This is a genomic window from Saccharothrix sp. 6-C (assembly GCF_016695385.1).
In the GTDB taxonomy this organism is placed as follows: Bacteria; Actinomycetota; Actinomycetes; order Mycobacteriales; family Pseudonocardiaceae; genus Actinosynnema; species Actinosynnema texasense.
Genome location: NZ_CP064192.1, coordinates 4445772 through 4466177, shown reverse-complemented (window position 1 = coordinate 4466177; position 20406 = coordinate 4445772). Strand labels below are relative to the sequence as shown.

The 20406-nt window shown below is 71.1% G+C and carries 20 protein-coding genes and 1 pseudogene; 12 read left to right on the top strand and 9 right to left on the bottom strand.

What is annotated here, in order from left to right; genetic code table 11:
• The first annotated feature begins 5 nt into the window (after positions 1–5).
• The 3 genes from IOD16_RS18675 to IOD16_RS41020 all read left to right on the top strand — a co-directional run bounded on the left by IOD16_RS18675 (position 6) and on the right by IOD16_RS41020 (position 2798).
• The gene (locus IOD16_RS18675; RefSeq protein ID WP_201441073.1) at positions 6–365 is read left to right on the top strand and encodes a hypothetical protein; all 360 of its coding nucleotides are present in this window, start codon (positions 6–8) and stop codon (positions 363–365) included.
• 455 nt (positions 366–820) lie between these two features.
• On the top strand, positions 821–1606 hold the full coding sequence (locus tag IOD16_RS18670) for a transposase family protein (RefSeq protein ID WP_201441072.1): 786 nt from the start codon (positions 821–823) through the stop codon (positions 1604–1606).
• Between the two features lie 1066 nt (positions 1607–2672).
• Positions 2673–2798: a hypothetical protein gene (locus tag IOD16_RS41020; protein WP_268957727.1), complete on the top strand. Its 126-nt coding sequence runs from the start codon at positions 2673–2675 to the stop codon at positions 2796–2798.
• Positions 2799–2905: 107 nt separating this feature from the next.
• Here IOD16_RS41020 and IOD16_RS40420 read toward each other — a convergent pair.
• Together IOD16_RS40420 and IOD16_RS18660 are read right to left on the bottom strand one after the other, a co-directional pair.
• A pseudogene (locus tag IOD16_RS40420) lies at positions 2906–3451 on the bottom strand (response regulator transcription factor).
• Positions 3452–3558: 107 nt separating this feature from the next.
• Entirely contained in the window at positions 3559–4266 is a 708-nt protein-coding gene (locus IOD16_RS18660; protein ID WP_201441071.1) for a hypothetical protein, read from the bottom strand.
• Positions 4267–4455: 189 nt separating this feature from the next.
• On the opposite strand from IOD16_RS18660, the gene IOD16_RS18655 reads away from it, so the two are divergent.
• Positions 4456–5328 carry a universal stress protein gene (locus IOD16_RS18655; protein WP_201441070.1) on the top strand — a complete coding sequence of 291 codons (873 nt, stop codon included), beginning with the start codon at positions 4456–4458 and terminating at the stop codon, positions 5326–5328.
• Positions 5329–5405: 77 nt separating this feature from the next.
• On the opposite strand, the gene IOD16_RS18650 is transcribed toward IOD16_RS18655, so the two are convergent.
• Positions 5406–5840: a universal stress protein gene (locus tag IOD16_RS18650; protein ID WP_201441069.1), complete on the bottom strand. Its 435-nt coding sequence runs from the start codon at positions 5838–5840 to the stop codon at positions 5406–5408.
• A gap of 209 nt (positions 5841–6049) precedes the next feature.
• Here IOD16_RS18650 and IOD16_RS18645 point away from each other — a divergent pair, with 209 nt between their 5' ends.
• The 5 genes from IOD16_RS18645 to IOD16_RS18625 are packed head-to-tail and all read left to right on the top strand — an operon-like array spanning position 6050 to position 10613.
• Positions 6050–6526 carry a universal stress protein gene (locus IOD16_RS18645; RefSeq protein WP_201441068.1) on the top strand — a complete coding sequence of 159 codons (477 nt, stop codon included), beginning with the start codon at positions 6050–6052 and terminating at the stop codon, positions 6524–6526.
• Positions 6523–7032, top strand: coding sequence for an OsmC family protein (locus IOD16_RS18640; protein WP_201441067.1), 510 nt, complete (start codon positions 6523–6525; stop codon positions 7030–7032). Before IOD16_RS18645 ends, IOD16_RS18640 begins: the two co-directional genes overlap by 4 nt.
• The gene (locus IOD16_RS18635; RefSeq protein WP_201441066.1) at positions 7029–7502 is read left to right on the top strand and encodes a universal stress protein; all 474 of its coding nucleotides are present in this window, start codon (positions 7029–7031) and stop codon (positions 7500–7502) included. The genes IOD16_RS18640 and IOD16_RS18635 overlap by 4 nt, the downstream gene beginning before the upstream one ends.
• Positions 7499–8122: a CBS domain-containing protein gene (locus tag IOD16_RS18630; RefSeq protein WP_201441065.1), complete on the top strand. Its 624-nt coding sequence runs from the start codon at positions 7499–7501 to the stop codon at positions 8120–8122. Before IOD16_RS18635 ends, IOD16_RS18630 begins: the two co-directional genes overlap by 4 nt.
• Positions 8103–10613, top strand: a complete 2511-nt coding sequence (locus IOD16_RS18625) for an HAD-IC family P-type ATPase (protein ID WP_201441064.1) — start codon at positions 8103–8105, stop codon at positions 10611–10613. The genes IOD16_RS18630 and IOD16_RS18625 overlap by 20 nt, the downstream gene beginning before the upstream one ends.
• Before the next feature lie 77 nt (positions 10614–10690).
• Here the strand turns inward: IOD16_RS18625 and IOD16_RS18620 are convergent, their stop codons facing one another.
• From IOD16_RS18620 to IOD16_RS18600, 5 genes are all read right to left on the bottom strand, one after another.
• Entirely contained in the window at positions 10691–12640 is a 1950-nt protein-coding gene (locus tag IOD16_RS18620; RefSeq protein WP_201441063.1) for a tetratricopeptide repeat protein, read from the bottom strand.
• Positions 12637–13230, bottom strand: coding sequence for a hypothetical protein (locus tag IOD16_RS18615; protein ID WP_236595086.1), 594 nt, complete (start codon positions 13228–13230; stop codon positions 12637–12639). The genes IOD16_RS18620 and IOD16_RS18615 overlap by 4 nt, the downstream gene beginning before the upstream one ends.
• Before the next feature lie 133 nt (positions 13231–13363).
• Complete coding sequence (locus IOD16_RS18610; protein WP_201441061.1) at positions 13364–14092, bottom strand: DUF6544 family protein; 729 nt, start codon at positions 14090–14092, stop codon at positions 13364–13366.
• Between the two features lie 54 nt (positions 14093–14146).
• Entirely contained in the window at positions 14147–14857 is a 711-nt protein-coding gene (locus IOD16_RS18605; RefSeq protein WP_201441060.1) for a universal stress protein, read from the bottom strand.
• Between the two features lie 79 nt (positions 14858–14936).
• Positions 14937–15941: an Acg family FMN-binding oxidoreductase gene (locus tag IOD16_RS18600; protein WP_201441059.1), complete on the bottom strand. Its 1005-nt coding sequence runs from the start codon at positions 15939–15941 to the stop codon at positions 14937–14939.
• Positions 15942–16198: 257 nt separating this feature from the next.
• On the opposite strand from IOD16_RS18600, the gene IOD16_RS18595 reads away from it, so the two are divergent.
• The gene (locus IOD16_RS18595) at positions 16199–17887 is read left to right on the top strand and encodes a sensor histidine kinase (protein WP_201441058.1); all 1689 of its coding nucleotides are present in this window, start codon (positions 16199–16201) and stop codon (positions 17885–17887) included.
• Between the two features lie 13 nt (positions 17888–17900).
• Here the strand turns inward: IOD16_RS18595 and IOD16_RS18590 are convergent, their stop codons facing one another.
• The gene (locus tag IOD16_RS18590) at positions 17901–18557 is read right to left on the bottom strand and encodes a response regulator transcription factor (RefSeq protein WP_328809480.1); all 657 of its coding nucleotides are present in this window, start codon (positions 18555–18557) and stop codon (positions 17901–17903) included.
• Between the two features lie 512 nt (positions 18558–19069).
• Here IOD16_RS18590 and IOD16_RS18585 point away from each other — a divergent pair.
• Together IOD16_RS18585 and IOD16_RS18580 are read left to right on the top strand one after the other, a co-directional pair.
• Complete coding sequence (locus tag IOD16_RS18585) at positions 19070–19945, top strand: universal stress protein (RefSeq protein WP_201441056.1); 876 nt, start codon at positions 19070–19072, stop codon at positions 19943–19945.
• The gene (locus IOD16_RS18580; RefSeq protein ID WP_201441055.1) at positions 19942–20196 is read left to right on the top strand and encodes a DUF1918 domain-containing protein; all 255 of its coding nucleotides are present in this window, start codon (positions 19942–19944) and stop codon (positions 20194–20196) included. The genes IOD16_RS18585 and IOD16_RS18580 overlap by 4 nt, the downstream gene beginning before the upstream one ends.
• Positions 20197–20406 lie beyond the last annotated feature (210 nt).

Sequence of the window (20406 nt, the reverse complement as noted above, 5' to 3'; positions counted from 1 at the left end):
GCACGATGACCGGTTCCCACCCCGTCGTGCGCCTCCTGGTCGCGCTCGCCGTGCTGGTCGGCCTCGGTATCCTCGGTGCGGGACTGGTGAAGAACTTCCAGTTCGAACGCACACCGGACGCCGTCGCCGCCATCCGGACCGGCGGGTATCTGGTACTGCTCGGATGCGTGCTCCTGACCGCATGCGCGGTCGCCGCCGCGATGATCGGATCCTGGTGGGCGGGTGCCGCGATCGCCGCACCCGCTCTCGTATGCGGTGCGCTGATGGCGGCGGCCGCTGACACGCTGCTCCCGCAGCTCGCCGCGCTGCCCACCTTCGCGCTCGCCCTCGTCGGAGCCGCCGCCGTGGCCCTCCATCACGGCTGACCGCGTTCGGAAATACCTGCTCACCCGGATCGGCCGTGCCCTGCACCTACCGGCGGCAGGCAGCTCACGCGCCATCGCCCAACGAATCCGCGCCAATCAGGCCGTGATCATCTGTCACGCCGACACGTCGAGATTGACGGGTCGCTCACCGCATTTTTGCGAGACAACAAAAAGCGCGCAGAGCCGGTTCGCCGACATCGGGAACCTGCTCCGTGTGGTAACAATGTGTCCGGGTTTGCCCGAACACGCGCGTGCGGACAATTTCTCACTCCCCCCGAAGGGGAGTGGCTCATAAGTCCAGCTTAGCGGCCGTTCGAGGCTCCTGTGTAAGAGTGGGGAATTCCTCACTCAAGGGGCGTTATTCAGAAGGTTAATCTTGGGGTGGTAGCGCAACAGCCCCGTCTGGGTAGGGTCGGTTTCCTTCCACAGAAACGATCCACCACGAGGCGGGGCTGTTGCGCTACCAGTCTACGACCGGGCTCGATCATGACCAGATCCAGGAGTTGGTCGCCCCGATCCACCAGGTCCTGGGCCCGTCGCACCGGCCGACGGGGCGTCCCGCGGCACTGGGCCTGTACCGATCGGTCCTGCTCACCCTCGTGCTGTTACGCCAGAATTTGGCCCAGACCGTCGCGGCGGACTGGTTCGGAGTCTCCCAACCCACCGTCTCCCGCGTCTTCCGCCGCATCGCCCCGTTGCTCGGCCAGGTCACCTGCCCGCACACCCCGCCCCTGCCCGAAGCACTGCGCGGCCGGGTGGTCCTGGTCGACGGCGCCCTGATCCCCACCCACGAGCACGCCTCCCACCGCAAGGCCAACTACAACAGCAAACACCGCCGACCCGGCGTGACGGCGCAGGTCCTGGCAGCGTTGGACGGCACCCTGCTCGCCGTGACCGGCCCCGTCGAGGGCCGCACCCACGACAGCAGGGCCTACACCCTCACCGGCCTGAACCTGCTCCTGACCGACAACCAGGTCGTCGCCGACCTGGGCTACCAAGGCACCCCCGCGATCCGACCGCGCCGCAAACGCCCAGGCCACAAGACCCACACACCCGCCGACAAGATCTGGAACACCAGCGTCAGCGCCATCCGCGCCGCCGTCGAACACGCCATCGCCCACCTGAAGGACTGGAAGATCCTCGCCACCGGCTACCGCGCACGCCTCAGCGAACTCCCGACCGTCATCCGCATCGTCACCAGCCTCGAGCACTACCGCCTCGCTGGTGACACTTCTGAATAACGCCCAAGTTTTCGCTCAGTGAAGTGACTTGCTTCGGGCACAGTCACGGATGGTCACCGCTAGTCGCTCAGGTAACGCTCGCGACGCTGGCTGAGAAGGTTCAACGCAAGTTCGCGACATGCGAGTACGGCAGCAACTGAATTAGGAACAGGAGGGCCATGGTGATCACTCGAGATATCGTTGATCTGAACACATGGATTTCGGAGGCGACAGTTTCCGTTTCGAGTGAGATGCGGCACGTCGGATCGAACGACGCCGTACCTGAGTCGCGTTTTGCGTTCTGCGGGTGCGTCGGCGCGTCCGATCCGGAGTGCCCGAGGTGTCGCAGGCGTGGCAGCGGGAGATGGCCGAGAACACGATCACCGGCTGCGGTGTGATCGTGACGGATTTCTTCGACTTGAGGATTACGTCGCGCGTGCCGTGGGCCGACGGTCCGCAAGCCTCGGCGCTACTCGCGGCGTCGGGCAGTGCGGGCTGCGGCTTCGATGCTGTGGTGGTCGGTGAGCTATCAGTCCGGGCCACGCCCGGCCGAGCACGAAGGGGGGTCTGCGAGGCCATCTGGAGAACGGCTACGAGGCGGTGCTGGTGGACGCCCACGCGCAGCACACCTTCCCGGGCCGGACCCGCGCGAGCGCCGGGTTGGCCCTGGTAGGCCTGCAGGTGGCGAGCAACCTGCTATTCGGCATGGTCGAGTTCCAGGTCGGCGGGCTGACGGAGCTGGCCACGATCCGGCCGCTGAGCGAGATTCAGTGGTCCGTGGTGCCCGCTGGCGAGATCCCCTTCAGCGCGCACTGGAACGCCGGAAGCCAGCAGCGCTGGCAGGGTGCCGACGGCGACGAGCTCGAGCTGGACTTCACCGTGACCTTCGGCAGCCGTGGCTTCTACGGGGCGAGCGTGGCCAGCTTGCCGGTGACGCACGTGCGGGGACGGCCCCGCACGGCGGGGGAGTGGCTGCAGGGCTACGTGATCCTGATGGCGGAGCTGACCACCCTGGCCACCGCCCGCCGCCAAGCCGTGGGGTGGGTCCAGCTCGGCCATGACACCGACGAGGGGGCGAGCGGCACCGGTGCAGGTATTCGGCGCCGAGGTCGAGGACCAGACGGCCTACGAAGCCACCGAGCCGGAGCTGATCGGCGACACGCACGCGAACCTGATCCCGCCCGGACCCGACGGCGTCGATCGTGGCCCGTAGCGGCCTGCGGAACCTGGAACAGCGGGCTGCCGCGTTGGGGGCACCTGTGCGGTGACCGCCGAACCTGGCGGCGGCGGCACGCGGCTGACCTGGCAGGTTCCGCCGGTTCAGCCCTCCGAGGACGCGCTGGGTTTGCGCAGGCGGGTGGCGAGGACGGCGGCTTGTGCGGCGTTCGAGGCCGAGTTTGGCCAGCAGGTGTGAGGCGTAGTTCTTGACGGTTTCTCGGCGAGGAACATCTTCTCGGCGATCTGCTTGTTGGTGAGGCCCTCGCCGATGTAGTCGAACACGGTGCGTTCCTGCTCGGTGAGCGAGCGTACTGGGTCGCCTTCCTCGCGTTCGCGGCGGATGCGGTCCAGTAGGGCGGCGGTGGAGCGGGCGTCGAACAGGGCCTCGTCGTCGGTGAACGAGGTGAGCATCAGGCACTTGAGGTCGGGCACGCGGGAGCGCAGCTCGCGGCACAGCTCGATGCCGTTGCCGTCGGGGAGCCGCACGTCGAGCACGGGAACGTCCGCGCCGCTGTCGGGCATCCGGGCCAGCGCTTCGGCCGCCGATCCGGCCTCGCCCACCACGTCCAGGTCGTCCGCGCTGTTGAGCAGTTCCCGCACGCCGACGCGGACCACCTCGTGGTCGTCCACCAGAAGCACCCGGGCCACCGGCTCCACCTCCCCGTCTTCCACCTGCACCTGCCCTCGCCAGGGGAAGCCGTCCGACACAGGGTCCCAAGATCCTCCTACCGCGTGCTCAAGGTCCTCCCATCGTGTCAGCGCACGCCGTGGAGCGCTCGATCGTGTTCGGCGGAACGGGGGGCCGCCACGTCTGCCGGGTAGCGGTGCGCCACCAGGACGGGGCAGGGGGCGTGGTGCAGCGCCGTACGGATGGCCGGACCGCGTCCGGCCAGGACGAGCAGGTCGGTGTCGGCGTACCGGGTGATCGCCTCGTGGGGGTGCATCCTGGCCAGCACCGTCGTGTGGTGGGTGCCGCGCAGCACGTCGTCAGCGTGGGTCACCGGCCAGACGGGGTCGTCGGCCCGCACCGGCAGCGACGGTGTGGCGTGCAGGACACGCAGCGCCACATGCTGCCCTTCGGCGTAGGCGACGGCACGGGCCAGGGCCAGGTCGTCGTCGGCCACGTCACCGGACAGCAGCACGGTGACCCGTCGGTGGTCGCGGCGCAACGCCTCGGCGGCGCCGCGGACCACGACGACGTCGCACACGGCGTGCTCGACCAGCGGCAACACCAGCCTGCCCAGACCGAACGACGTGCCGTTGGCCCCGCGGTAGCCGACTACGAGGAGGTCGGCCCGGGAGCCCGCCAGCATCAGGTCGTGGACGGGGTCGGCGGTGGGCGGGTGCACTTCCAGCGGCGCTCTGGTCGATGCGGCGTGCTCGGCCGCCCACCGGAGGGCGGCCTCGCCCCAGGGTGAGTCGTCATCCGCCACGACGACAGGCGCGGGAATTCCGTGGGTCATGGCTTCACGGTGGTCTGCCCTACGTCTGCGGCACAGGGCCGTGGGTAGTGGCGGGCGGTGACCCAAGGGCCCTGCCCGCTGAGGACCTAGGACCACTGCCCTCGGGGCGTCGCCTGCCTAGCGTCGAACACGAGGGAGACACGCGGGTTGATCTGCGGTCCCGACACCGGATTCGGAGAGGAACCTGTGATGAGTGCCCCGATCGTGGTCGGCGTGGACGGCTCGGCATCGGCGTTGACCGCCGCGAAGTGGGCGGCCGAGGAAGCCGCACGGCACCGCGTGCCGCTCAAGCTCGTGCACGCCTTCGTGCTGCCTACCCGCGGTTACCCGGAGATCGTGCTGACCGGCCACGAGGTGCGGGAGGCGTTCGAGAAGCAGGGCCGGCAGTGGGTCGAGGAGGCCGTGGCCGCCGCCCGTGCGGCTGCCCCCGGGGTGGACGTCGAGACGGCGGTCGTGATCGACCGGCCCGCCGCCGCGCTGATCGCCGCCTCGCACGGGGCTCGGCTGGTCGTGCTCGGCTCGCAGGGGTTGGGTGGCTTCTCCGGCCTGCTGGTCGGTTCGGTGGCCGTCGCGGTCAGCGCGCACGGCAAGAGCCCGGTGGTGGTCGTCCGTGACGAGGTCCGCCGGGATGGTCCGGTGGTGGTGGGCGTGGACGGCTCGCCGGCGAGCGAGGAGGCGATCGCCTTCGCGTTCGCCGAGGCGTCTGTGCTCGGCGCTCCGCTCACGGCGGTCATCGCGTGGACCGACTTCCTGGTCGACAGCGCCTTCCACTCGCGTTTCACCGTCGACTGGTCGCAGGTCGAGGAGGAGCAGTTGCGCCTGCTGTCCGAGCGCCTCGCGGGCTGGCAGGAGAAGTACCCGGACGTGTCCGTGGAGCGGGTCGTCGTCCACGACCGCCCTGTCCGGGCCCTGCTCAAGGCGGCGGCGGACGCCCGGCTGCTGGTCGTGGGCAGCCACGGCCAAGGCGGCTTCACCGGCATGCTGCTCGGCTCCACCAGCCAGGCCCTCGTCTACCACGCCCCGTGCCCGCTGGCCGTGGTCCGCCCGACCACGGCGGAGTAGGGAGCACACGAGTCAGCGACAAGGGGACCGGTCCGTCGACCGGTCCCCTTGTCGCGTGAGCGCGTCCCGTGTGGGAGTCAGGTCCGGCCGAGCGGTACGACCACGACCGGGCACGTCGCGTGGCGCAGGCAGTCCGCGGTCACGCTGCCCGGGAGGAACCCGGCCAACCCGCTGTGCCCGTGGGCGCCGACCACGAGCAGGTCCGCCTGCCGGGAGGCTTGAGCAAGCGCGGTCCCCGCGTCACCGGTGATGGTCACCTCGGTGACCGGCGGCGCACCCGGCACTGCCGCACGGACCTGCTCCACGATCGCGTGGAGCTCGCGCGCGGGGTGCCGGTAGCCTGGGGTGTCGGCGTGCGGGTGCACGCCCATCGACGTCGCCGCAACGAACTCCGGTTCGCGCAGCCACGCCATCGTCGCCTCGACGGTGTCACCGGTCTTCACCGCTTGCGCCAACGCCCAGCGCAGCGCCTCGCGACTCGCCGGCGACCCGTCCACACCAACCAGGATCATGGCCTTCTCCTCTCCGTTCACCTTGAGCGTTCGCCCTGCGACGGCAGGACCGACAGGGACTTAAGCCATCACCCTGCGGGGTCGATGCGCACCACCGCCCACGTCGCGCGGCCTTCAGGGCCGAAGGTCCCGGAGCCGACGGGACCGCGGCCACTGACCAGGCAGATCCCGCGTCGGGAGGCTGGGAGGCGAGCACCCGAGGAGGGGTTATGGACGAGACGATCGTGGTGGGCGTGGACGGTTCACCGGTCAGCCGGACGGCGTTGCGGTGGGCGGTCGAGGAGGCGAAGCTGCGCGGCTGCGCGGTCGAGGCGGTCCTGGCCTGGCACGTGGACTACCCCGTGGTGATCGGGCCGATGTCGGCCACCATCGCCGCCGGGATGGACCGCGACAAGCTGCGCGAGGAGCACCGGCGCGTGCTCGACGAGGTCGTGGCGGAAGCCGGCGGCGACGTCCGCGCGGTGCTCGCCGAGGGCGACGCCCGCGACGTGCTGACCAAGGCGTCCGAGCACGCGGCGCTGCTCGTGGTGGGCAGCAGGGGAGCGGGGCCCGTCCGCGAGGTGTTGCTCGGTTCGGTCAGCTCTTACTGCGTGCACCACGCCACCTGCCCCGTGGTGGTCCTGCGCGCCCCCAAGCCCGAGCACGTCGAGCCCAAGCCCGTCATCACCCCGGGACCGCTGCTGTGACCACCTCCCCGACCCGCGACCAGGCGCTGTCGGCCGACGGCTCGGTGGTCGCACCGCGCGAGCCGGGACCCGAGGAGGACGTCATGACCATCACCGCCACCACCTCGGTCGAGGTGACCTACGAGACCGGCGAGCAGTACGTGGTGCGCATGCGCGACCACGAGATCCGCACCGACCAGCCGCAGGAGTCCGGTGGCCACGACCTGGGCCCCACCCCGGTCGAGCTGCTGGTCGCGTCGATGGCCGCGTGCACCGCCTTCTACGCAGGCCGGTTCCTCGACCGCCACGGCCACTCGCGCCGCGGTCTGGCGGTGACCGCCGAGTACCGGACGGCGTCAGACCCGCTGGCCCGCGTCGCCGAGGTGTGCCTGGCCGTGCGGGTCCCGTCCGGGCTGTCCGAGCGGCACAAGACCGCCCTGCTGGCCGTGGTCCAGCACTGCACCGTGCACAACACGCTCCGGCGAGCGCCGGAGATCGTCATCGAGCTGAACGAGGTGGAGTCATGAACACAGGTCCGATCGTGGTCGGGATCGACGGCACCCCCGCGGGCGAGCGCGCGTTGCGCTGGGCCATGGACGAGGCGACGCAGCGCAAGCTGTCGCTGCACGTAGTCAACGCCTACGACTACGAGCCGATGGCCGACTGGACGATGACCTCCGAGCAAGACGCGCGAGCCCGTTCGGAGGCGCTGGTCGAGGACGCGTTGCGCGCCGCCGCCGTGGGACGACTGGAGTTTCCGCAGATCATCCGGCACTGCGTGCGCGGACCGGCGGCCGAGGCGCTGGAGGCACAGGCGCGGGATGCGTCGATGCTCGTGGTCGCCTCGCACAGCGGCAGCCGGATGCGACGCGTCCTGTTGGGCAGCACCAGCGCGCACTGCGTGCGGCACGCGACCGTGCCGGTGGTCGTCCTCCCTCCCACCGACGAGCAGCACGACGGGGCCGCGGTCGGCGCCGGTCAGGGGGCCGGGCGATGAGGGTCCGTGACCTCATGACGCGCGACGTGGTGACCGTCTCACCCGAGACGACCGCCCGTGACGCCGCGGCGCTGCTCGCCACCAAGGGGTTCACCGCCCTGCCGGTGGTCGACGGAGCCGGCACCCTAGTGGGCGTGGTCACCGAGGCCGACGCGCTACGCGACCGACTGCCGATCGACCCGCGCTCGCTCGTGCACGGGCAACCGTCACGAGCGCGTCCCGTCCCGCGCCGGACGGTCGCCGACGTGATGAGCGAGCCCGCCACCGGCGCGTCACCCGGCACGGACGTGGCGGAGCTGGCCCGGCAGATGCTGGAGCACGGTGTGCGCAGCGCGTGCGTGGTGGACGGCAAGCGGCTGGTCGGCATCGTCACCCGCCGCGACATGCTGCGCGCGATCAGCCGCGACGACCGCGCGCTGGCCGCCGAGGTCCGGCACCGCCTGGGCCTCTACGCCGACCCGCACCGCTGGACGGTGACCGTCACGGACGGCCGGGTGGCGATCGTGGACGCGTTGGACGACGAGTGCGACCGGCACGTGACCGCGGTCCTCGCGGGAGCGGTTCCCGGCGTGGTCGACGTGAGCTTCCCGGAGGCGGGCCATGCCGTCGGCCACGGCTGAGCGCGAGGTCACGCCGCACGGCATGCCGGTGCACGAGGTCGTACTGCTGGCCGAGACCGACGCCGACACCGGCCTGCCCGTCGCCGGTGAGCGGCTGGCCTCGCTCGGACCGAACAAGCTGCCCGAGCGGCGCGGCCCCGGACGCCTGCGACGGATGCTCGCCCAGTTCCACAACCCGCTGATCTACGTGCTGCTCGGCGCCGCGGCGCTGACCGCCGCCCTCGGCGAGACCGTGGACGCCTCCGTCGTGCTCGGCGTGGTGCTGGTCAACGCCATCGTCGGCTACCTGCAGGAGGTGCGTGCCGAACGCGCGCTCGACGCCCTGGAAGCCATGGTCCGCACCGAGGCCACCGTCATCCGCGACGGCACCGCCGCCCGCATCACCTCCGACGAACTGGTACCCGGCGACCTCGTGGTGCTGGAAGAAGGCGATCAGGTGCCCGCCGACCTGCGGCTGGCGCGCACCCGGGAGCTGCGGGTCGATGAGTCGGCGCTGACCGGTGAATCCCAGCCCGCGCACAAGGACCCGCTGCCCGTGCCGCACGACACCGCGCTGGCAGACCGCACCAACATGGCCTACTCCGGCACGCTGGTCACCACCGGCGGCGGACGTGGCGTGGTGGTCGCCACCGGTGCCGACACCGAGATCGGCCACGTCCACCGGCTCGTCGGCACCACCACGACCGTGCAGACGCCGCTGACCCGCAAACTCGCCCGGTTCAGCAAGCTGCTCACCGTCGTCATCCTCGGCCTGGCCGTGGTCAGCGTGGTGATCGGGGTGCTGCGCGGTGAGCCGTTCGCCGAGATGGTGACCGCCGCCGTCGCCTTGGCCGTCGGTGCGATCCCCGAAGGCCTGCCCGCCGCCGTCACGGTGACACTGGCGATCGGCGTGGCCCGCATGGCACGCCGCAACGCCGTCATCCGCCGCCTGCCCGCGGTCGAAACGCTGGGCAGCACCACGGTCATCTGCACCGATAAGACCGGCACCCTCACGGCCAACGCCATGACCGTCCGCCAGGTCGTCGCCGACGGGCAGCGCTGGGAGGTCGACGGCATCGGCTACTCGCCGCTGGGGGAGTTCCCGCCGCCGACACCGGCTGTGCGCGAAGTGCTGCTGGCCGGACTGGCCTGCAACGACGCCCATGTCGTCCTCCAGGACGATCAGTGGACCGCCGTCGGCGACCCCACCGAGGCCGCACTGGTCGTGTCCGCCCGCAAAGCCGGGCTCACGCCCGATGACGTGCCCGAACAGGTGGACGAGCTGCCGTTCACCTCGCAGCGCCGGTTCATGGCCACCCGCCACGCCGGCGGCGTGGTCTATCTCAAGGGCGCGGTCGAGCGGATCGCCGAGTTCACCGGCTCCAACGACCACACCGAAGCCGACCAACTCGCGCACCAGGGCATGCGCGTGCTGGCTTTCGCCCAGGCGAACGTGCCCGAAAACACCCCGTTGACCGAGGACGCACTGCACGGGGCCGTGCTCCTGGGTCTGCAGGCCATGCACGACCCACCCCGGCCCGAGGCCATCGAGGCGGTCCGTGCCTGCCAGGACGCTGGCATCGAGGTCCGCATGATCACCGGCGACCACCTCGGCACCGCCCGTGCCATCGCGGCCCACTTCTCGCTCGCCGACGACGCCGTGCACGCCCGCGTGTCGCCCGAGGAAAAGCTGAAGCTGGTCAAGCAGATCCAGGCGGACGGGCACGTCGTCGCGATGACCGGCGACGGCGTGAACGACGCCCCGGCGCTGCGGCGCGCCGACATCGGCGTGGCGATGGGCCGCGGCGGCACCGAGGTCGCCAAGCAGGCCGCCGACATGGTCCTCACCGACGACAACTTCTCCTCCATCCGCGCCGCCGTCGAGGAAGGCCGCGCGGTCTTCGACAACCTGCGCAAGTTCATCATCTGGACCCTGCCCACCAACATGGCCGAGGGCCTGGTCATCCTCACCGCGATCCTGCTCGGCACAGCCCTGCCGATCCTGCCCGTGCAGATCCTCTGGATCAACATGACCACCGCCGTCGCCCTGGGCTTGACCCTGGCCGTCGAGCCCCGCGAGCCCGACGTCATGCGCCGCCCACCACTGCCACCGTCACTGCCACTGCTGACCGGGGCATTAATGCAGCGCATCCTGCTGGTCTCGGCCGTGCTGCTGGCCGGCTCGTTCGCCGCCTTCCACCTGCACGACGGCACCCTGGACCAGGCGCGGACCGTCGCGGTGAACGTCTTCGTGGCCGCCCAGATCGCCTACCTGTTCAACTGCCGCTCGCTGCGCAACCTGCGGCCGCACGTCGGTTTCCGCCGTAACCCGTGGCTGCTGGTGGGCGTCGCCGTGACCATCGTGTTGCAGCTGCTGTTCACCTACCTGCCCGCGATGAACGCCCTGTTCGACACCGCACCGATCGGCTGGCGGGACTGGGCAGTCGTGGTGGCGCTGGCCGTGGTCGCCTACGTCGTGGTGGAAGTGGAGAAGTGGGTGCGACGCAAGTGAGCCGGTGATCGATTACGTGATAATCCTTCGCGGTAGGGCGCCTCCCGCGGCCTCGACGGCCGCGTAGCGGAAGTCGATCAAGCACGGTCGCGGCGGAAGTCGGCGAGCCGCTGGGCTCGTGCTCGCCGGATGTGCTCGAAGCGGTCCGAGGGGTCGCCCCGCCGGTGCGCGAGCGCCCGCTGTGCCGATCGGGTTTCCGGGTGATCCGGCCCCAGCAGTCGCACTCGGTCTTGGACCAGTTGCTCGAGTTCCGTCACCGCGCCCGTGACATCCCCTGCTTCGGCTCGGCAGTGGGCGAGGTTGTCCCTGGCGGTCAGCGTCTGCGGGTGGTCCGGTCCGAGTGTGCGCAGGCAGTGGTCGAGCAAGCGCTCGAACTCGGTGACCCCTCCCGCGGCGTCGCCTGTGCGCGTCCGCAGGATGGCCAGGTCGTTCCAGTTCAGAATGGTGTCCAGGTGGTCCGGCCCGAGCAGTCGGGTGCGGTCGTCCAGCAACCTCTCGTACTCGATCACGGCGCGCTCGGCGTTCCCCGACTCCGCTCGCCAGGTGGCGAGGGTGTCACGCGCGGCGAGTGTGTCGGGGTGATCGGGGCCGGGGAACCGCGTGCGGCTGTCCACCAACCGTTCGTGCGCCACGACAGCTCCGGCCGCGCCGCAGACCACGCCCCACCAGTCGGCGATGCGGCCGCGGATCACCATGCCTTCAGGGTCTTCAGGTGCCAGTGCACGCTCGCAGTCGGCTTCCAGCAACTCCAGCTCACCGGTCACCGACGAGCGCTCGCCTGCCGCCAGCAGCGCGCCGACGAGGTTTGGCCTGTAGGCGAGCGTCGTGGCGTGGTCGGCGCCGAGCGCTTCGCGCGAGTCGCCGACCACAAGTCGGAACTCGGCCACCGCACCCGCGAAGTCCCTGGCCGTGATCCGTCCCCGGGCCAGGTCGTTCCGGGTGCTCAGCGTTTCCGGGTGGTCGGCGCCGAGGATCCTGCGGTAGTCGGCGACGAGGCGTTCGAGGTCGGTCAGGGATTCCGCGGTGCAACCCGAGCGCATCTTCGCGACGGCCAGGGCACGGCCGGTGGACAGCGTGTCGGGGTGGTCCGGTCCGAGGTGGTCGCGCGCCTCGTCGCGAAGCACCTCGTAGTGAGCGAGGGCCTCGGTGAGCATGCCGGTGTCGTCGAGAGACTGCCCGGCGCGCAAGAGCAGGGGGTGGCCGCCGGGGTTCCACAGCGCCGGTGTCGTGCGGGTGTGGAGCGTGATCGCGGCCGATCGCAGGGCCAGACCCAGTCCGGCGTCGGTGTCCTCGTCCGGCCACACCGCCAGCAGGGTGTCGGCGGCCGTGCGCGCGAGCCGCGCCAGGTGGTCGGATGTCAGCGAGTCCCGGACGGCGCGCTGGACCAGCGCGTGGACCCGGACCACACGGGCGGATCGGCTCGGGTCGAGGGCGACCAGGCTGAGGCGGTGCAGGTTGCCCAGGGCGTCGTGCACGTCGTCGACAGCCACCCGGTCCTCGAGCCGGGCGGCGAGGTGGTCCAGGATCGCGTCGGCCGTGAAGACGGCGACCGGGACACCGGCGGGATCGAGCAGCGAGGCCAGTTCCAGCAGCGGTCGGGCCAGACCGACCGGTGGGATCCCGTCGGCGTGCTCGATGGACGCCGACCAGGTGGCGGCGACCGTCGCCCGGTGCTCGTCGGGAAGTTCCCCCGGGCCGGGCACGACTTGGGCGAGGGTCTTGCGGCGATCGGCGAGCCGATCGCGGTACCCGGCGACGGTGAGCAGGGGCTTGTCGGTGATGAACGCCGCGGCCTGCGCCAGCGCCAGCGGCAACCGACCGAGGTCGGCGGCCAGCGCCCGCCACTGGGCAACCTCCTCGGTGGTGGTGAGGGCCCGCTTCGCGGTGAGGTAGCCCAGCGCCTCGTCCTCGGTGAACACACCGACTTCGACCAGTGGACGGTCGCGCCGCACCAGCGCGGCCTCCCGGCGCCGCGTGGTCACCACGAGCCGTCCGGTCGGTGTGCTCGGCGGCCACAGGCCCTTCACGTCGGCGGGTCGGCCACGTCGTCCAGGACGAGCAACCACCGCCGGTCGGTGGTCGCCAGCCAGGACAGCGCCGCCGCGGCGACCTCCTCGACCGTCCCGTCCGCGAGGACCTCGTCGCGCAGCACGCGTGCCGCGATGTCGCGGTACCCGGCGATGATCGCCGACCTGCCCCCGGCGTCCACCCAGCCGATCAGGTCGACCGCGTCGTCCCGCCACACCGACCAGGCGGTACGAGCCGCCAGTTGTGATTTGCCCACCCCGCCGAGGCCACACAGCACCACACCGGACGGGTGCCTGGCAGCCTCCCGGTCCGAGGTGAGCACCTCGGCCAAGCGCTGTTCCACCTCACGCGGCTGGTAGTGATCGGCGAGCGCCGGAGGAAGTCCCACGCGTACCGGCCACGACACCGGAGCCCGGCGGCGGACCTGCTGTTCGATGACGACCGAGGCATTGGCGCCCGCCTGCACCACGACGCCGCCGGACGAGGCGACCGCTTGCTGTTCCAACACGCCACGGGAACCAGGGCCATTGTCGCCCAGCGCGTCGTGGTCAGCTCGATCCGCCTTACTGCCCACGACGGTGCTCCACAAGCCGCACAATGCCATGTGAGGAGCACGGCTGCGGATGGACTGCGCCCGGACGTCCCCCGCCTACTGGGGCAGGTCGTACTTCCTGGGACCCTGACGCAGCGCGATGTGGCGGCTGGGTGGGCGGACGATGTGCTCAGCCTGCCGGGTGGTAGGTGATGTCGGCGTTGGTGAAGTCGAACTGGGCGTAGGTGAAGGGGCCTTCGGGTAGGTGCCAGACGGCGCAGGCCCGGCGGGGGCGCATGCGGTCGGCTACGAGGATCCAGCCGTCAACGGGGGTCGTCCATCGCGTTCTGGTCAGGCCGGTGGGCAGGTCGGCCCAGCGGTCGTCGGTGGTGACCTCGTGGGGTGCGCCGCGGTGGTCGGTGGTGACGCGGGCGGTGACCTGGAGGTCTTGGTCGGTCAGAGTGACGTCGAAGGTGCGGTCGTCGACGGCGGTCCAGGTGATGGGCAGGTCGAGCAGCGTGCACGGGGCGAGCAGGAGCGCGTCGTCGAGGTAGGTGACGAGTTCGGCCCGGTCCATCTCGGGGCCGGTGGCGTCGGCGACGGTGAACGTGCCGAGCGCGGTGGCGTGCAGGTGGCCGTGCCCGTGGTCGTAGGTGTCGATGGCGTGGACCGGCAGCACGTGCGCGAGGTTGAGGTACAGGTGAAAGTCGCGGCTGATGTCGGGTGCGGTGTTGCGCTGCTCGACGCGGCACGCCGTCCAGTGGTCGGTGGGCTTGCGGCGGAACCAGCCGTGGGCACGCAGCTCGAACCCGCTGTCGCGAGGACGGCCGAGAACGCCGGTGAAGCGCAGGTAGCGCTGGGCGGCCTCAGGCAGATGGGCGATGTCGTGCTCGGTGACGACGGTCGCGGTGCGGGTCATGGTGCGCCTCCGGTGGGCGGGTAGTCGCGATGGGAACGGTGGGGGAGCGGAGGCCTACCCGGCTCGGCCGATGCCTGCCGTCCGGGGTTCCGGGACGTGGTGGGCCTCGGTGGGAACCTGGTGCGCCACGAGCACCGGGCTGTGGGCGTGGTAGAGCGCGGCCCGGGTCACGGGGCCCCGGTCGGCCAGGACGAACAGGTCGGTGTCGGCGTAGCGGGCCACCGCCTCGTGCGGGTGCATCCGAGCCAGCACCGAGGTGTGCCGGACGTCGTGCAGCACGTGGTCGGCCCTGGTCACTGGGAGTTCCGGCTGGTCTGCCCGCGAGGGCAGGTCCGGGGCGGCGTGCAGCACGCGCAGCGCCGCGCCCTTGCGCTCGGCGAGGTCGACGGCGCGGTGCAGCACCAGGTCGTCCCGCTCGTCACCGGTAATCAGGGCGGTGACGCGGCGGTGCCCGCCGCGCAATGCTTCGGGGGTGCCGCGGACCACGACGACGTCGCACGCGGCGTGCCGGACCAGCGGCAGGATCAGGCGGCCAAGGCCGAAGGAGTTCCCGTCGGTTCCCCGGTGGCCGATCACCAGGACCTCAGCGCGGGCGCTGAACAGCAGGAGGTCGTGCACCTGGTCGTCGGTGGGCGGCTGCTTCTCCAGTGGCGCGTCCAGCAGGGCGGCGTGCGCGGAGGCCCACCGCACCGCCGCCTCGCCCCAGGGCGAGCCGTCGTCGAGCACGACTACCGGGTGAGCGGCGGGTTGCGTGTCGAGGTCCATACGTCCACTGTCGTCCGTCGGGGAGGACGGGAGCAGAGGCGACGGTGCTCTCCATGCCGGGACGAAAGTCCCGGCTCGATCAGGACCGGGCCGCCGCGGGGGCCAGCAGCAGGTCGGCCACGTCGCGGCGCGGACTGGCCGGCACGGGCGAGCCGAACCCGATGCGCAGCACGGCCTGCGGCACGACCATGCCTCCCAGCGAGCGGCGCAGGTCGTGGCGCACCTGCGGGACTTCGATCGCCTGCGACATGAACGACGCCGACAGGCCCAGCGTCGTCCCGGTCAGCAGCACCCGTTGCAACGCCTGGCCGGCTTGCAGGTCTCCCAGTGGTCCGTCCTGGAACGAGCAGAGCACGACGACGAGTGGGTCGGACTCGTAGTCCTTGCCCGGTGGGCGTTCGGCGGCGTGGAAGTCGCGCAGGGCCCATTCGTCCTGCGGCGCGGGGCGCACGCCCCCGGAGGCGGGAGGCACGCCGTCCGTCGTGCGCGGACCGGTCCAGGAGGCCAACTCGGCGCGCACGCGAGGATCCTGGGACTGGATGTGGTGTGCCCTGGCGACCAGGTTTCGCAGGCGGGCGCGTTCGTCGCGGTCGGCGACGGCGTGCAGCCAGGAGCGCTCGCGTTCGGCGGCCCGCACCAGCGCGTACCGGTGCGTGGCGGGCACGGGCACGTCGTGGAAGGGCTTGCGGTTGGACCGCCGCTTCGGCACGGCTCCGATCAACCCGCGGGCCTCCTCGTCGGCGTCGCGGTGCCCACCCCAACGGACTACGGCTAGCGCGCCGGGCGCGTCGCTGCCCGGTAGCAAGGTGACCAGCGGCCGGATGCCGCGTGCGCGCAGCCCGAGCCGGAGGTTGAACAGCGCCGCGCCGCACGACAGCCGCAGTTCGCGCCCCTCCGGGTCGGTCGCCGGGAGCGCCCGATCAGGGTCCGCGTGCAGTTCGACGCGGTCGTGGGCGACCCGGAACCGCCACGGTTGGGTGTTGTGCAGCGACGGCGCCAAGGCCGCCGTGCGCAGCACGCCGGCCACCTCGTCCGGCGTCAACCCGAACACCTCATCCACCACGTCCACCTCGAACCACGTCATCCGATCACGTCGACCTTCTCCACCCACTGTCCGGTCAGAGCGGTCGGGAGCACACGGTCGAAGGTCACCAATCGACAGGGACGCCCACGAGGACGGCCGCGCGCTGACCGACCTGCCTGCGGGCAGGTCACCGGCCGTGGTCCGCCGAGCGCGGATCAATCGAGCTGCGTGACGTCCGGCACAGCACCGGGTGTGCGCCGAGCACACAGTGTGTGCACCTCTTGGCCATCACGCCTGGTTCGTGGAACCGTGTACCCATGGTTGATCCGGACCGTGAACAGCCGCACCGCCTGCTGGGCGGCCTGCGCTTGGACGAGTTGTTGGACGAGGTGCGGGAGCGGTTGACCGAGATCGGGTCGACCCGGGACAAGATGCAGGGCCTGCTGGACGCGGTGCTCGCGGTGGGCGCCGGGTTGGAGCTGGACTCGACGTTGCAGCGGATCGTGCAGGCGGCGGTGGAGCTGGTCGGGGCGCGGTACGGCGCGTTGGGTGTGCTGGGCACCCAGGAGAACTTGTCGGAATTCGTCTACGTCGGTATCGATCCAGAAACCCGTTCGCACATGGGTCACCTGCCGGAGGGCAAGGGGCTGCTCGGGCTGTTGATCAAGGATCCGCGGGCGATCCGGCTGCACGACCTGTCCGAGCACCCCGCGTCGGTAGGTTTTCCGGCGAACCACCCGCCGATGCACAGCTTCCTGGGCGTTCCGGTTCGGGTGCGCGACGAGGTGTTCGGCAACCTCTACATGACCGAGAAGATCGACAGTGCCGACTTCACCCCTGACGACGAGGTCGTGCTGACCGCGTTGGCCGCCGCCGCGGGCGTGGCGATCGAGAACGCGCGGTTGTTCGAGCGGTCCCGGATGCGGGAGCGCTGGCTGGAGGCCACCGCGGAAGTCAACACCGAGCTGTTGGGCGGTGCCTTGGCCGACGACGCGCTGCGGTTGATCGTGCAGCGGACGCGGGAGTTGTCGGTGGCGTCGATGTCGCTGATCGTGCTGGTCGAGGACGGGGCGAGGCAGCGGCTGCGCATGGCGGCCGGTGTCGGTGACCAGATCGAAGGACTGGTCGGGGGGCCGTTCCCGGGCACCGGTGCGTTCGTGGAGCAGGTGCTGGAGTCGGCCGCGCCGATGCTCATCGATGACCTGGAGGGCATGCTGGGGGAAGTGCCCGCCGGCGTCGGCCCCGGTGTGGCGGTGCCGCTGCGGACCGGATCGACCGTGACCGGGGTGTTGCTGGTGGCGCGGGAGAAGGGCGGCGCGCGGTTCGGGGCGGAGCAGGTGCCGTTGTTGGCGTCGTTCGCCGACCAGGCTGCGGTGGCGTTGGAATTCGCCGAGAACCAGCGGGCGCGCAGGTTGGTGGACGTGCTGGAGGACCGCGACCGGATCGCCCGTGACCTGCACGACCACGTGATCCAGCGGTTGTTCGCCACCGGCATGAGCCTGCAGGGCGCGTTGGGCACGATCCGCGATCCGCGGGTGCGGGAGCGCGTGCAGAAGGCCGTGGTGCAGCTGGACGAGACGGTGCTGGAGATCCGCACCTCGATCTTCGACCTCCAGGCGAGCGACGACGCACCGGGTCTGCGTCGACGGCTGTTGGACCTGGTGTCGGAGTTGACCGAGGACGTGCCGGTGACGCCGACGGTGCGGATGAGCGGAACGGTGGACAACTCGGTGCCCGAGAACGTCGCCGAGCATGCCGAGGCCGTGGTGCGCGAGGCCGTGAGCAACGTCGTACGCCATGCCCGCGCGAGCGGGTTCGTCCTCACCGTCGAGGCGAGTGACGCCCTGACCGTCACCGTGGTCGACGACGGTGTGGGCATGCCGCCGCAGGTCGCCCGCAGCGGCCTGCGCAACCTCGAACAGCGCGCCGTCGAACTCGGCGGCACATGCACAGCCGCCGCCGAACCCACCGGCGGCACCCGCCTGACGTGGCAGGTTCCGCTCTAGCGGCACGCTACGGCTATTCCTCGTCGGAGGGCGCGCTGGGCTTGCGCAGCTTGGTGGCGAGGACGGCGGCCTGAGTGCGGCGTTCCAGGCCGAGCTTGGCCAGCAGGTGCGAGACGTAGTTCTTGACCGTCTTCTCGGCGAGGAACATCTTCTCGGCGATCTGCTTGTTGGTCAGGCCTTCGCCGATGTGGTCGAACACGGTGCGCTCCTGCTCGGTGAGCATCCGCACCGGGTCGCCTTCCTCTCGCTCGCGGCGGATGCGGCCCAGCAGCGCGGCGGTGGAGCGGGCGTCGAGCAGGGATTCTCCGGCGGCGACCTTGCGGACGGCGTTCTGCAGGTCGTTGCCGAGGATGCGCTTGAGGACGAATCCGGAGGCGCCGGCCATGATGGCGTCGAACAGGGCCTCGTCGTCGGTGAACGAGGTGAGCATCAGGCACTTCAGGTCGGGCAGCTGCGATCGCAGCTCGCGGCACAGCTCGATGCCGTTGCCGTCCGGGAGCCGCACGTCCAGCACGGCGACGTCCGCGCCGCTGCCGGGCACTCTGGCCAGTGCCTCGGCCACCGAGCCCGCCTCGCCCACGACCTGCAAGCTGTCGTCGCTGTTCAACAGCTCCCGGACACCGACCCGGACCACCTCGTGGTCGTCCACCAGGAACACGCGCGCCACCACTGTCGGACCCCTTCCCTTCACCTGTCTCCAGGCTCGCCTGGAGCAATGATCCGGCACAGGGCCCAAAGACCCTGCCACGACGCGCCTGAGGCCCTGCGTGGCCGCCGGAGCTCTCCGCCGATCCCGATACCGGGATCAAGTAGCGCGCCCAGGGGGACGGTCCCCGGATTCACAGCTGCAGGTCCCTGGTCGGCAGGGACCAACGACCGCGTCGCCGGGCGGGATGGCTGCCTAGCGTCAGTGGTGGAGGAGGTGGGCGTGAGGACTCACGACGTCACCGGCTCGGGACACGGGATGGCACCAGGCGTACCGGCCGCGCATGTGATCGTCGAGCACCGGGTGCACCGCGTCCCGATCGCGGACGGTGCACCGCTGGTCGGTGTTCGCGCACGACGGCCAGGTCCTCACGCGTTCGCCGTTCGCGTCGAGCGGTCCTCGCGGACCGTCGCGACGACGGCGGAAGCCGCGCCCGCCCTGGTGACATCGGATTCGAACCCGGAGAGGAACCTGTGATGAGTGCCCCGATCGTGGTCGGAGTGGACGGTTCGGCGTCGGCGGTGACCGCTGCGGCGTGGGCCGCACGGGAGGCCGCCCGGCTTCGCGTGCCGCTCAGGCTCGTGCACGCCTACCTGCTGCCCGCGCAGGGCTACCCGGAGCTCGTCGTGAACGGTCCCGAGGTGCGGGAGGCGTTCGAACAACAGGGACTGCAGTGGCTGCAGGAGGCTGCCGAGGCCGCTCGCATGGCCGTGCCGAACGTCGAGGTCGAGACCGTCCTCGTGGTCGACCGGCCCGCTGCCGCGCTGATTACGGAGAGCCGCCGCGCCAGGATGATCGTGCTCGGTTCGCAGGGGTTGGGCGGGTTCTCCGGGCTGCTGGTCGGCTCGGTGGCCGTCGCGGTCTCCGCGCACGGGCACAGCCCGGTGGTCGTAGTCCGCGAACCGGTCGACGAGCGCGGCCCGGTCGTGGTCGGCGTGGACGGCTCGCCGGTCAGCGAGCAGGCCGTCGCGTTCGCCTTCGAGGAGGCGTCCCTGCGCGGCGCCCCGCTGACCGCCGTGATCGCGTGGACGGACGTCCTGGTCGACAGCGTCTACGGCTCCCGCTTCACCGTGGACTGGTCCCAGGTCGAGGATGAGCAGCGCCGCATCCTTGCCGAGCGCCTGGCCGGGTGGCAGGAGAAGTACCCCGACGTGGAGGTGACGCGGGTCGTGCTGCGTGACCGTCCCGTGCGCGCCCTGCTCACCGCCGCCGTCGGCGCCCAACTGCTGGTCGTGGGAAGCCACGGCCACGGGGGCTTCGCCGGCATGGTCCTGGGCTCCACCAGTCAAGGGCTGGTCTACCACGCCACGTGCCCGCTGGCCGTGGTCCGGCCGACGCAGGACCAGCCGTGAAGGCCAGGGTGGGCGACTGGATCGTCGTCGGGCACGGCGAGGGCGCCCGCCGCGCGCTGGTGGAGCAGCTGCGCCACCCCGACGGCACGCCGCCCTACGAGGTGCACTGGCTGGACACCGACGCACGAGTGCTGCTGTTCCCCGGCGCGGACGCCCACGTGGTCACCGCCGAGGAGGAAGCGCAGCGGATCACCGACGCGATCCACACTGGTCCTCGCGAAAGGGCAGGATCGACAGCCGGAACGCCATGATCGAACCACCCACCGGTCGGGCGACCCCTGGGGACGTCCCGGAAACACCGGTAGCTTCTACCACTCGACCCTCAAGCCCCACGTTCCGACCTGGTCACCCCACAGGGTGACCTCCATGGGCTCCGTGTCGGACGGGAACCCCCTCGCCGGTCCGGCGCGGAGCCCGCTGTCCTGCGGGCCGGCGTCGTCGGATGTGCCCAAAGGGTGATA